A 12,788-nucleotide genomic window follows, 5' to 3' on the forward strand; every position below is an offset into this window, starting at 1 on the left:
CTTCCACGTTTTACCAGGCGAGAGAGGACTGGAAACATGTCAGGAATGTGTTCGAGGCCTGACATGTCTCCTTTTAGGGGCGCTGGTTCTGCTATGCTTCACCGTTTTCTGACGCCAACGCTTCCAGCAGGGGTTGCAGGCCTTCGGGTGCAGACAGAGTGTAATTGGCCTTTGCCAGCACCATGCGCAACGTTGCGACAGCATCCAAGGCGGTAGCCGCGGCGGCTCCGCCACCCTGTTCATCCTGCAATGCCGCGCCCGCAAGGAGTGCTTCTTCCTGCGCCTGGTGCAAAACCGGTATCTGCCGTCGCCATTTTGGCACCAGCACCAGACCAACAAACACCATGGCGAAGCACATGATGGTCGTCCACACAGCACCGGATTCCGGATCATAGGTGATTAAAAAACCGCCAGCCAAAAGAGACACCAGCAAGATGACGCCCCACACAAAAGCAGGGCGTGTCTGCCGCTCATACTTACTGACCAGGGCTGTCGCCTGCGCGCAAAAATAACCCATGCCCACGGCTGCTGCACGACGCTGCAGTGCGGGATCGCTGCCAGTATCCGTATGCTGGAGCAGCGCTTCCACCAACTTCTTTTCAGGAAGCTCACCTCTCGCCATCATGTCTTCTGCCGTCTGCAACATCGTTGGCAGCGCCTGCGCACGTTCCCAGCTACCGTTGCCCACACGCATCTCCCGTGGTTTCAAATATCTTTGGATAGCAGGATGTCACCCTTTTCAAGCTCGGGGACCCTGGTGTCTATGAGCGAGCAGACCTTCTGGTACCGCTCGTTTATCATTCTGAAGCGCCGCACAGAGGCGGAAAAAGCCTCGCCCTTTTCCTGAACGCGCCTCTCAAAAAGGCTGCAGGCAAATGCGTACAGCGCAACGTCTGCCGCGTTCAATTCCCTGGCCAAGGCAAGGTCGCTCTCGCTGATGGCGGTGTCACCTTTATTACGCAGGGCATTTCGCTTTTCATACAACAACTCCTTCACGCCCAGCCATTCTCCTAAAAGCAGCAAACTTGCATCAAACCGTTCCACAATCCCGACAAATTCAAAAACATTTTCCAGATTATCCTTCGCTTTGGCCAAAACTTCGCTGCAGTCGCCTTCGTGGGGAACGTCTTCACCAGTAATAAAACGCACCAGAAAATTTTTGCCCCTGTATTTCAAGCGCTTGTCATTACTTGTAAGATACTCGCGAAAACTGATCTTCTTTTCATTAAGTAGTGAATACAGATGATTCCGGGGCCAGGTTTTCAAAAAAACGTATTCGGAAACCAGCCTGGTCACCGGGTCACGCAAAAACGTGAAAGGGCGCACCTCGCACCCACGAAATAACGGGGGGGTATATTGATCCAGAAACACGTGCCCCTGAATCAGACGCACGCCGGCCAAATCGTGTGCGTTCAGATGCCGCAATCTTTCATATTCTTCTTCCGTGTAAATGGAGAGCAACGCATCCGGCGCAAAATTAGCCGCAAGAATCCTGTTCAATGTCGTGCCCGCAGTGCGGGGGGCATGAAGGAATATGAAAGGTTTGTTTTTCTGCATTTCGATCTACGCAAACTGCATTATGCAATGTTTTTCTTACCATTTACGCCACATTTGCAGCGCTTTCAATCCTGTACGGCGCGCAGCGTTTTTTCAGTGAGCATTCCCATCTGTCACACGTTCATTGCATCTTCAATCTGCAAACGCAAAAAAAGGGATGCATTCGTGGATTGAGAATTCCAGAAATGCACCCCTTTTGTAGGTTAGAGGCAACGATTTATCAGGCGCGGACAAGCGCCCCTGCGTAGCCAACGACCTGGCCGTAATCACCACTGGCGCGGCCGGAGGTGTCATAGGCCGTTATTTCGGCCTTGGTAGCCCCGAGTTCGCGGCAGGCAGCCAGCCCCACTGTCATGGGCAATACGCCGCACATGGTGATGCCATGTCGCCTTACTGTCTCGTAAAGCCCTTCCGGGTCCATGGCCTCAATACGATCAAGGGCCATCTTATCCCGTTTCTTGGCCTCTTCATGGGGCACATAGTGGCTCATGTCAGAACTGACAACGATGCTCACAGGGTCTGGCCATTCAGCCAGGACCTTGGCGATGGAGCGCCCTACTTGTATGAGCGTGGACAGTTCGCTTTCCAGAATAGCAATGGGAACGATACGCGCTTCAGGGCGAATGCCCACCAGAAATGGCAGCATGACTTCCAGGGAGTGCTCATGCAAATGGCCATTCATATCCGGCTCAAGGTGGGCGTCTTGCTGCAGCAGTCGTTCGGCCAGATATTCTTCCACCGGTACAGAGCCCCCTGGAATACGCCAGGCCCCTTTGTTCCAGAGTGAAAACCGCGCACCGCGCCCCGTATGATTGGGGCCCAGCAGCAGCATGGTATTGCTCAACCCCGCCTGCCCCAACGTAAGTCCGGCCACAGGGCCGGAAAACACATATCCAGCATGGGGCGCCATGGCCAAAAGCGCCCTGCCATTCGGGGTCTGCGCTTTCGCCAGATATTTGTTGACTTCACTTTGCAGCGCCTGGGCCGCGCCAGGATAGAACTGCCCCGCAACAACCGGATCGCGTTCCATACCGCACTCCTTACAGCTTATCTGCGTCTCCTGCATGCTTGAGGAGCTCCAATTAAACGACGATTTACTACTCTAAAAGATAATGCAGGGTTGTTTGACGGGAAAGGTTAGGTTCCGGGTACTTTGCAATCATGGACTCCAGGAATTCAATACGGCGCGCCGCAGGGCCTGCACCACACGATCCTGCTGCCGGTGGCGCCAATACAGAAAAGATACTGGAATCCCCTCAAGAACCCGCTTCCAGAGAACGGCTTCGCCCCTTTCCGCTGCGGCCAGGGCTTCATCTTCCCGCACCACGGCCACACCATGCCCTGCGCGTACCAGGTCCAACAGGGTGTCTTCATCATCCGTACGCAGTTGCACTTGCGGTATATATCCATGCTTCTCAAATTGCGCCTGGGCCGACTCATGAAAGGGGCATTTCTCCGTTACCCAAATCCATGGCAGGGATGCCACCTCGGCCCAATCCGCATTCTGAAGACGCTCGCCCCAATCTTTTGGGGCAGCCACCCGCAAAGCCGCAACCGCAATCTGTTCACATATCATATCACCAGCTTCGCACCCACCGTAAACAAAACCGCCATCTAGCTCGCGGTCCCGCAACATGCAGGGCGTATTCACGGAAAGGGATTTAAGCACCTGGATATCCAGGTTGGGGTGGCAACGACGCAGTTCCCCGCAAATATCCAACACTCGCAGGAATGCACTATCGGTATTTATTCCCAGCCTGGCCTCGCCGCAGAGTTCCTCCCGCAAATCCCGGGCTCCCTGCATAAACGAGGCTGCGCTATCCAGGGCGGCATGTGCGCCAGGTTGCAAGGCGCTACCCGCTTCTGTAAGCACCATCCCCTTTGGCGTACGCGTAAAAAGCGACACCCCAAGCTCATCCTCCAACGCCTTGATGTGCGCGCTCACGGCCGGAACGCTGGTGTGCAAGCGTTCTGCCGCACCGGCAAGACGTCCTTCCGCAGCTACAGTGACGAATGTGCGTAAATGGTACAGTTCCATGCCATCCCCGGTAAATGTCACGAGGCTTCAATAATTCTGAAGGCTGTGCTCCGACATTGCGAATAGATTAAAAAGCAACACTGCGATTATTCTTCTCTCGAAACAGCAGACAACTGACTTTCAATGCGCATGGGGCGCTTCGATTGTCAAGCACTGGTCCACGACCTCCCTGCAACATGGAGAAAAATATCATGAAAACATTATCAGTATCCATACTATCAATTACAATACTTTTTGCCATTACCATTTTCTGCAATATTGGCACAATGGCCACTAATAAAAAAGGAACTATACTACCGCAAAAAATTTCCAACATGAAAAATCTGCGAACAGCAGAAGCGATTTTTCTCATACAGTATACAGCTTTAGAGGAAGGAATATCTGCATTTGGGAATGCTACTTCAATATGCCGTGCGTGTATTGAATCTTGCGATACGTCAACGTGTGGTATCAACGCATGTGCAAAGCAATGCAGCAGGGCTTGTGACTTGCAAAATGAGAGGGACGACTTCTTATATACAGCTCAAAAATAGACTTATCCTATTCAAAACACGCATCATGAAAGCATCACAAGAACTCTTCAAAAATCATGAGTTCTCTTTTTCTTCCTTGCCGCCGTTCGCCAGACGCTGGAGCTTGCGCCAGAGGGAAGCGCGATCAATGCCCAGGATTTCAGCCGTGCGGGTCTTGTTGTTGCCTGTCTGCTGCAGGACCCATTCGATGTATTCCTGTTCAAGCTCTTTGAGCGGTTGCAAGGCGCCAAACCTGGGACACAGTTCCTTGAGCTGCTGCACCCTGAGCTCAAGCAGTTCCTCCGGTAAATTACCCACCTGAATGGTATCTCCGCTACACATCACCACTGCGCTTTCGATGATGTTTTCCAGCTCCCGCACGTTGCCGGGGAAGGCATATTCCTGCAGGACGCGAAGCGCATCTGGAGCGAGGCCTGATACGGACTTCTGCATGGTGGCCGCATACTTGGCGACAAAATGATTGGCCAGAAGGGGTATATCCTCAGCCCTTTCAGACAGGCTGGGCAGGCTCAGGGCTATGACATTGAGCCGGTAGAACAGATCCCGACGAAAATCTCCCTCGGCAACCGCCTGCTTCAGGTCTTTGTTCGTGGCGGCCAGGACGCGGACATCCACAGGAATTTCCTGCTCCCCGCCCAGGCGCATGATGCTGCGCTCTTCCAAAACGCGCAGCAGCTTTGCCTGCATGGAAAGCGGCATGTCACCTATTTCATCCAGGAAAAACGTACCCCCGTCCGCAAGTTCCATAAGCCCTTTTTTCTGCGACCGCGCGCCTGTGAAGGCGTCTCGCTCATGGCCAAAAAGCTCGTTGGAAAGCAATTCTTCTGTAAAAGCGGCGCAGTTTACCGCTACAAACCGCCCGTTTTTGCGGTTGCTCAAGGCGTGCACCGCTTTGGCCACCAGCTCCTTACCTGTGCCAGTCTCCCCCAATATCAAAACGTTGCTTTCCACCAACGCCACCTGTGCGATGGATTCCCGCAAGGCGGCTATCTGTGCGCTCTGCCCTATAATCAAGGGGGCGCTCTTGTTTTCCATACGCTGTTGCAGCTCAGAAAGCTGCAGGCGCATATTGTGCTTTTCCAGAGCCTTGCGGATGAGAACCCGAAGCTCCTTGAACTTGTAGGGCTTGCATAAATAGCTGTAAGCGCCTTTGTTCATTGCCTCCACAGCGGTTTCTACGGTGGCGTATCCGGTAAGGATGATGACTTCTGCATCGGGGCTCAGGGTCTTGGCGGCTTCCAGCACATCCATGCCCCCGACCTTGCCCATACGCAGGTCGGTGAGTACAAGGTCGAACTCCTTCGCTTCCAGCAGGGGAATGGCTTGAGCGCCATCGGAAACGGCCTCGCACGTGTAGCCTTCCTTGCGCAGCACATGAAAAAGGTTATCCCTGCTGATGTCTTCGTCTTCAACGATGAGAATGTTCGCTGGCCCCATGAATCAGTCCTTGTCCTGGCTAACCTTGTCCAAGCGCATGTCGCAGGCAGCGCCCTCGTCTTGCCCATTCTCCCGACCTGCCCCTGGTTCCTGAGGCAAAGGGAGCAGAATCGTGATGGTGGTGCCCTTCCCTTCCGTGCTACGCACACGGATGGTGCCTTTGTGGCGCTCCACTATGCCGTAGACAATGGACAATCCCAGCCCCGTGCCTACACGCTCCGGCTTGGTAGTGAAAAACGGGTCGAATACGTGCTTTAAGACATCGTTGGGGATGCCGACCCCTTCGTCCTGCACCTCTATAAAGGCTTGTTTCTCGGGCGTTTCCGGATCCAGCCCCGCGCGGAGGGTGATGACACCGTATTCCGTGGGCATGGCCTGGAAGGCATTTATGACGAGGTTAAGCAAGGCTTCCTGCATACGCTGCTCATCCATGCAGAGCACCAGATCTTCCGGTGCTTCCACCTTTATCTCAATACCGGAAGGAATCTGGCTGGAAAGCAGCCGAAGCGTCTTTTTCAACAGACCATTCAAACTGACAGACCTGGGAGAAAATCCCTGCTCGCGGGAAAATTCGAGCAACCCCTGCACGATTTCCCTGGCTCTGGAAGACTCCTGGTCTATGTTGCCAAGCATGCGGCGCTGCAGCTCCAGATCATTGTCCTCAATCTCCTCGAGGGCTATCTGGGCTGATGTAGAAATATTGTTGAGGGGATTGTTGAGCTGATGCGCCACGCCCGCGGTGAGCGTCCCCAGGGAAGAAAGCTTTTGCGCCTGGACGAGCTGTTCCTGCCGGCGTTCAAGCTCACGGACCATCTGGTTGAAGGCTTCGATGATCCGGTTCAGCTCCTTTTGCCCCCGCACGTCGGGCAGGGTCTCGAATTTGCCACTGCCAATGCTTTTGGTGGCTGCGACAACAACATCCAGAGCGTTGAACACCTTTCCGAAGAGAATTTTCGTCCCAATGTAGCCTACAACGACAGCGCCCAGAACAGAGAGTATGAGCTGCAGCCGGAGCATGGCCAGAATGTTGCCTATGGTGCGCTTTTCTTTCTGGCTCAGTTCTTCGGCAAGGTCGACCATCATCTTGCCGCGTTTGCGCAAGTCCTCTGTCATCGGCCCTGCGTTGCCGTTCTCTTCCGGCGGAGAGAGGGCGATACGCTCCATTGTCTTGCTGTATTCGTCCACAGCCAGGCGCAACTGGGTGAGGTCTGCGTTCCAGTGCATAAGGGAGGAAATCTGTTCGAGAAGGTCCCTTGCCTGACTTATGAAGTTGCGCGCCTCTTCGAAATCCTCCTTGTTCAGATACAGGAGATAGTTCTTTTCAAAGCGCCGCGCTTCAAGGATAACATTCGTGAGTTGCCCGTAGTCCGATAGCAGATCAATGCGGTTTCCGATGCGGGCAAGATCATAAAAAGAAAGCGACCCGATAACCAGAATAATGGTCATGTAGAGCCCAAGGCTCAGATAGACCTTCTGTTTCAGGCTGAGAGGAATGTTCTTGCTTTGTACCTGCGGCGCCATCTCAACAAGCCTTCAAAGCGCTTAATAGTTCAACCAGTCCGCCAAAAGAGGGTCAGGGCACATCATCCCCCTTGCACCAGGTAAAGCCTACGCCTCTTCTGCTTGACAATAAAGTCCTGATAAGCGCCGCTATTCCCAAATCAGCCTTCGTCAGCTCAAATGATGATGATTTTTCAGTTAACGCACTCCTTCTTGGAGTCATCCCGCATCTTTTCTATGATATGTTTGAGTTCCCCTGCCATCTTTGCCAATTCATTCACGGCGTTGGCGGATTCATCCATTGCCCTTGCGCTCTCCTCTGCCGACATCAGAATATACCCTGTGGCATTGGAGACCTGGTCACTGGCGCTGGACTGTTGCTGGAAGGCATCCGCCATGCTGTGCACGCTTCCTGCTGTCTGCTCTATTATTTCTAGTACTTCACGAATCTTTTCGCCAGCGGCGTTGGCGGAATCCACCCCCCGCATTACAGAGGCAACTGCAGACTCGGTGGAAGTCTGACTCTGCTGCGCGCTGGCTTGTATGGAGCGCACAACGTCGCCCACTTCCTTGGTCGCCTGCATGGTCTTTTCCGCCAGTTTACGGACTTCATCGGCAACCACGGCAAAGCCCCTGCCGGCTTCGCCTGCCCGCGCCGCCTCAATGGCAGCGTTCAGGGCCAAAAGGTTTGTCTGGTCGGCAATGTCGTTAATGACGTTTATCACGTTGCCTATCCGCTCGGCGTGCTCGCCAAGCTTGGCCATATCACCCCGTAACTCTTCGGCTTCCTTGCGCACGGCCAGGATAATTTCCCGGGTCTGCTCAACTTCCTGCGCGCCCTCGTCGGCCTTTGTCTTAGAGCTTTCAGCCAATTCGGTGACGGATTGCGCATTGATCGCCGCTTCCTGAATGGAGGCGCTCAACTGCTGCGTTGCGCCTGCCGCCTCGCTTGTTCTGTTGCGTTGCTCATCCGTGGCGGCTCTGGTCTGCTCAACCTGTGCGGAAAGCTCCTCGGCGGCCGAAGCAAGACCATCCGCCACAGCGGTGGCGCTGTCTGCGGCATTGGTGATGATCTCGTTCTGTTCGCAAATTTCCTGTTCCTTGAGGCGCAGCTCGGAAACATCCATGTAGATGCAGATGGCGCCCAGCAAAGCCCCGTCCGATTCACGGATCAGCGGCATGGCGTCTATCTGAATTTTAAGGGAGCGCCCGTCTCGCGAGGCGAAATCGACTTCTTTACGGATGGGGGAGCGTTGCTCCATGGCTGTGGAAAGCACTGTCTTGCGGGTCTTGTCTCCATAAAAGAACTCGGCGACATTCCACCCGTAATAGTCTTCGGGTTTACCGCGCTGACCGAGAATCCCCAAAAGCCCCTGGTTTGTGATGCGCAACACCTCATCGGTATCCACCACCACAAAAGGCGTCAGTATGCTGCCGATGATTGACCGGCAGAACTCGAGTTCATCGAACATGGACCGCACACCTTTGGACAGTGGCGCCAGGTTCCCCCCCTTGCTATCCAGAACCCCTATGGCTGCAGAATAACTTCCTTTCTCAGCGAGCTCACTGAAGGCATTGAACGTTTTCGAATGATTCCCGAACATTTCCAGCTCCCTTGCACAACGCTCTGACGCGGTCTTGTGTTCCCTCCCAAAGCATTCTTCCAGCATCCGGCAAATGGCGCGCCTCGCCATTGCATGACGCAGCAATCATTCCAGACTGCATTACACCTGGAACTCACAATTGCCGGATCCGCCCCTTTCCATATTTTTTGAGCATATCTTATATGCAATATTTCGTTTGGTCCAGCTTTCGTAACACTTTTGAAACAATTCCGAAAAATCATACATGTCCGGAAAATCACACAGCGCGTGGAAAACATTATTCCCATGCCGAAGAAAGAAGGCTATCAAAAAACCGATGTCACAAGGATGCAACAAATTGACTACGCAGAATACATGCTTTCACAGGACAACAAAACAGACCCAGCTACATTTACGACAACATGCAGAAAAACAGGATTGAACACTATTTACACTTGGCCTGCCGTTAATAAACAATTGTAATATTGCAAGATACATATCAACTCTGCTTACGAAAAACTTCTTGAATGACAAATATAATTTTTAACTCAATATAATGCGTCCACTTCAATTTTGATTTTGAGCTTTTTCACAATCTCTTTACACAAAAAATGCTTCTTTTTATTTCGGCATCATTTTTCTGGAGACTGCATACAGCAGTTGGTCCTATCACCTTTTCGCTTTATGGAACAAAAAGGTATCAATCCGGTCCCTTTGTTTTTTCTCTATTGCCGGGGGCAGCGCTTACTTTTCTTCATTTCAAGCTGCTAAAACACTTCTATTTCGCTTCATAATCAGCAATGATCGTTCCTATGCGCGTAGTGATGATAACGATTAACGACCCGGCGGGCACAGCCAGCCTGATGCGAGCCGCCCTGGAACGCGACGGCCGCCATCAATGCCGCCTGATCACCACTGAACTCCGCTACAATTTCATGTTTCCAAAAGATCTGCACGTCCCGTGGCTCAAGGGTGCGGCTCTGGAGCAGGTTCCGGAAGTCTTGGAATGGGCGGACCTTTTCCATTTCCACATGACGGCGGACGAACACACCCCTCTGGGCCCATATCAAGCCAAGGACTTCATGGCCGGCAAGCGCATCGTGCACCACCACCACGGACATCCGGAATTCCGCGCACACCCGGAACGCTTTCAACAGAAATACACAGAATTGGGGCGGCGCAACCTTTTGGTAAGCACGCCAGACCTGCTGCATAAATTACCTGGCACCCGCTGGCAGCCCAATTTCGTTCCAGAATGGCAACCTCTGTACAGCCCGCAACAACGCCATACAAATGGCGCCGTCAGGCTTGGACATTCGCCCACGCGCAAAGAGCTAAAAAATACGGAAGATCTGCTGCATGTCTGCGCCGCTCTGGCTGCCGACCTGCCGCAACTGGAACTGGACATAATCGAGAACACCCGACATACCGAATGTCTGGCAAGGAAACAGGTCTGCGACCTCTTTTTCGACCACATGCAAGGGTATTTCGGCATGGCCTCACTTGAGGCCCTCTCCCAGGGCATTGCCACAATCGCCGGTTTGGATGACTGGAACCAGCATTGTATAAAGGAGTTTTTCGGGTGCGATACGCTGCCCTGGGTGTTGGCGCACGATACATCCCAATTGGCCGCAGCCATACGCCCCTTGGTGTTGGATACCGGCATGCGTCAGGAAAAAGGGCGCGCTGCGCGGGAATTCATGTGCAAGGTGTGGAGCGAAAAAACCGTAGCCGGCAGCCTGGCCGACTGGTACGAGAATCTTTCCTAAAAATTCCTTTTTTCAGCCGCTTGTAACCGCGGCGCCTTTGCTTCCATCTATCATGCTGGCTTTTTTCGAGACCAAGCACCTGAATTTCCTCCTTACACTGGTGCTTTACCGGCATCCGTGGCACTCTGCCCGCGTCAGAGACGCCTTTAACAGCGTATTCATCTTCAGGAGATCGCATGCTCGCTGTCTTGCACGCCCTTGTTTTTCTGGCCGCTTTCCTGCTTTTCCAGGTGGAGCTGATCGCATCCAAGGCCATGCTGCCCGGATTCGGAGGCAGTTACCTGGTCTGGAGCGTCAGTGTCATGCTCTTTCAAGGGTTGTTGCTGCTGGGGTACACCTACGCACATATTGCAGGGCGACTGGCCCCAAAGGTGTGGTTCAGGCGGCTGATGTACGTTATTGCACTCCTGCCTTTGGCCTTTTTTCCCATTTCCTTGTCCGGGCTCACAGAGCGACACCTTGAACTGCCCTTTGTCCTGGATATTGCCTGGGCTTTGCTCGCCACCATCGGCCCCGGATTTTTCGTGCTTTCATCGCTTTCCGTACTGGCGCAACGCTATCTTGCCAGCTCGCGCTTTCGGCAAAGCTCAAACCCGTTCGTACTCTACGCCACCTCGAACCTGGGCTCTTTCAGCGGCCTGCTCAGCTACCCTTTTCTTGTGGAGCCCATGCTCGCGCTGCATACACAGCTCGCGTTGTGGGAATGGCTCTACGCGCTCACGGCCCTACTGTTTGTAGCGGTGCACGCCTGGTCAGGACGCATGCCCCAGACCGCAGGCGCCGCATTTGCTGCCCACACAGCGGAAGGCCGCAGAAAACGGGCGATCTGGCTTTTACTTTCCTGCGCCGGCTCGGCCCTTTTTCTTTCCGTGACCAATGTCATCACCTTTGACATCGCCTCCGTGCCCCTGATCTGGGTGGCGCCCTTGGCGTTGTTCCTGTTCAGCTTTATCCCCACATTCAAGGAGCGTTCCTGGTACCCTCCCCTGCTCCGGGAGCGTTTTCCCCTGCTTGCGGCCATTGGCGTGATGCTCTTTGCCCAGCAACAGATGTCGTACTCTTTGCCTGTCATCATTCTGATTCCTGTGCACCTGGTGGTGTTGCTGCTCACCTGCATTATTTGCAACGGAGAGTTGAACCGGGCCAAACCGGACCAGGTGGGGGAGCTTGCCGCCTTTTACATCTACATGTCCCTTGGCGGTTTTCTCGGCGGGGTACTCGTAGCCTGGATTATCCCCCTGATCAGCAATTCGGTCATTGAATACCTGGCCGGGTTCCTGCTGTTGGCCCTTGGCCTGGCCTTGCAGGACCGCACCGCATTCCCACGACGTTCTTGGCTGGCTGCCCTTGTCCTCGGCGGGGTGCTGCTGGGCTGGTCCACCTTGTTGGGCCGCAGCCAGACCGACGTCAGCGGATTTGATATTTCCTCCTTATATGCAGGGGGCGCCGCGTTCTGCATCGCCTTGTTGTTCTGGGCCATGCGTAATAACCCCTGGAGCCAGGCCTTGGCGTTGGCCCTGGCCCTTGTGCTCGCCCAGGGAATGGAGCACCTGCGCCCCGGGCAGATACTCCTGGACAAGCATCGCAATTTCTACGGCGTCTACACGGTATATGACCACGGGCCAAAACGCTTCCTGAAACACGGCACCACGCTGCACGGCGCACAGTATCTGGCCAAGGACAAGCAAGGCATCCCCCTGACCTACTACCACCCCTTGAACCCTGCGGGTGAATTGTTGCGCTCCCAACTGCTGCATCCGGACAACTTGGCCGTCATCGGCCTGGGCGCCGGCGCCCTGGCAAGCTACGCTCAGTCTGGGCAGGATTTTGTCTTCTACGAATTGGACCCGTACAATGAGTTCGTGGCCCGGAAGTATTTTACCTATCTGAAAAACTGCAAGGGCAATCTATCCGTAATCATAGGTGACGCCCGGCTCTCTCTGAAAAAAGCCCCCAAGGCCCTTTACTCCATTCTGATGGTGGACGCCTTCAGCTCGGACGCCATCCCGGTCCACCTGTACACAGTGGAAGCCATGGAGCTGTATCTGCAACACATTCCAAAAAACGGGGCGGTCCTTTTTCACATTTCAAACAAATATCTGGACCTCGCCCCCGTCCTTGCCGCAAATGCCCACGCCATTGCAGAAAAGGAAGGCTCCCCCCTCTACGCCATGGTCAAACGCAAGCTGACACCACCACACCCTGATGCCGAAGCCAGTATATGGGGCGCTCTTACCCGAGACCCCAAGGTTGCTGCGCTGCTCGAAAACAGACTCGGATGGCAAAGCACCGCCGCCATGCCTTTGAAAAAAGTGGCGCCGTGGACAGACCGCTACTCCAATCTGCTTGCCGTGTTTCGTTAAGACCGGGC

At 54.0% G+C, this 12,788-nt stretch carries 10 protein-coding genes and 1 pseudogene; 3 read left to right on the forward strand and 8 right to left on the reverse strand.

What is annotated here, in order from left to right; all coding sequences use genetic code 11:
• Positions 1-91: 91 nt before the first annotated feature.
• The 4 genes from ACZ5EH_RS05210 to ACZ5EH_RS05225 form a co-directional block, all read right to left on the reverse strand.
• Positions 92-688, reverse strand: coding sequence for a hypothetical protein (locus tag ACZ5EH_RS05210; RefSeq protein ID WP_464277076.1), 597 nt, complete (start codon positions 686-688; stop codon positions 92-94).
• Between the two features lie 17 nt (positions 689-705).
• Entirely contained in the window at positions 706-1,557 is an 852-nt protein-coding gene (locus tag ACZ5EH_RS05215) for a sulfotransferase family 2 domain-containing protein (protein ID WP_464277077.1), read from the reverse strand.
• Positions 1,558-1,777: 220 nt separating this feature from the next.
• Positions 1,778-2,587, reverse strand: a complete 810-nt coding sequence (gene amrB / locus ACZ5EH_RS05220) for an AmmeMemoRadiSam system protein B (protein ID WP_464277078.1) — start codon at positions 2,585-2,587, stop codon at positions 1,778-1,780.
• Between the two features lie 129 nt (positions 2,588-2,716).
• On the reverse strand, positions 2,717-3,595 hold the full coding sequence (locus ACZ5EH_RS05225) for a LysR family transcriptional regulator (RefSeq protein ID WP_464277079.1): 879 nt from the start codon (positions 3,593-3,595) through the stop codon (positions 2,717-2,719).
• Between the two features lie 191 nt (positions 3,596-3,786).
• Between ACZ5EH_RS05225 and ACZ5EH_RS05230 the strand changes: the two genes are divergently transcribed.
• The gene (locus tag ACZ5EH_RS05230) at positions 3,787-4,128 is read left to right on the forward strand and encodes a hypothetical protein (protein ID WP_464277080.1); all 342 of its coding nucleotides are present in this window, start codon (positions 3,787-3,789) and stop codon (positions 4,126-4,128) included.
• Between the two features lie 54 nt (positions 4,129-4,182).
• Here ACZ5EH_RS05230 and ACZ5EH_RS05235 read toward each other — a convergent pair whose 3' ends face one another.
• From ACZ5EH_RS05235 to ACZ5EH_RS05250, 4 genes and pseudogenes are all read right to left on the reverse strand, one after another.
• A complete protein-coding gene (locus ACZ5EH_RS05235) occupies positions 4,183-5,565 on the reverse strand; it encodes a sigma-54-dependent transcriptional regulator (RefSeq protein ID WP_464277081.1) in 1,383 nt (460 codons plus the stop codon).
• Positions 5,566-5,568: 3 nt separating this feature from the next.
• Positions 5,569-7,086, reverse strand: coding sequence for a sensor histidine kinase (locus ACZ5EH_RS05240; RefSeq protein WP_464277082.1), 1,518 nt, complete (start codon positions 7,084-7,086; stop codon positions 5,569-5,571).
• A gap of 173 nt (positions 7,087-7,259) precedes the next feature.
• Positions 7,260-8,192, reverse strand: a complete 933-nt coding sequence (locus tag ACZ5EH_RS05245) for a methyl-accepting chemotaxis protein (protein WP_464278261.1) — start codon at positions 8,190-8,192, stop codon at positions 7,260-7,262.
• A pseudogene (locus tag ACZ5EH_RS05250) lies at positions 8,190-8,759 on the reverse strand (hypothetical protein); the annotation flags it as partial. The gene ACZ5EH_RS05245 and the pseudogene ACZ5EH_RS05250, both read right to left, overlap by 3 nt.
• Before the next feature lie 713 nt (positions 8,760-9,472).
• Between ACZ5EH_RS05250 and ACZ5EH_RS05255 the strand changes: the two are divergent.
• The gene (locus ACZ5EH_RS05255) at positions 9,473-10,417 is read left to right on the forward strand and encodes a glycosyltransferase family protein (RefSeq protein ID WP_464277083.1); all 945 of its coding nucleotides are present in this window, start codon (positions 9,473-9,475) and stop codon (positions 10,415-10,417) included.
• A gap of 176 nt (positions 10,418-10,593) precedes the next feature.
• Complete coding sequence (locus ACZ5EH_RS05260) at positions 10,594-12,780, forward strand: hypothetical protein (protein WP_464277084.1); 2,187 nt, start codon at positions 10,594-10,596, stop codon at positions 12,778-12,780.
• The last annotated feature ends 8 nt before the right edge of the window (positions 12,781-12,788 follow it).

The sequence above is a fragment of the Desulfovibrio biadhensis genome, from assembly GCF_055388615.1.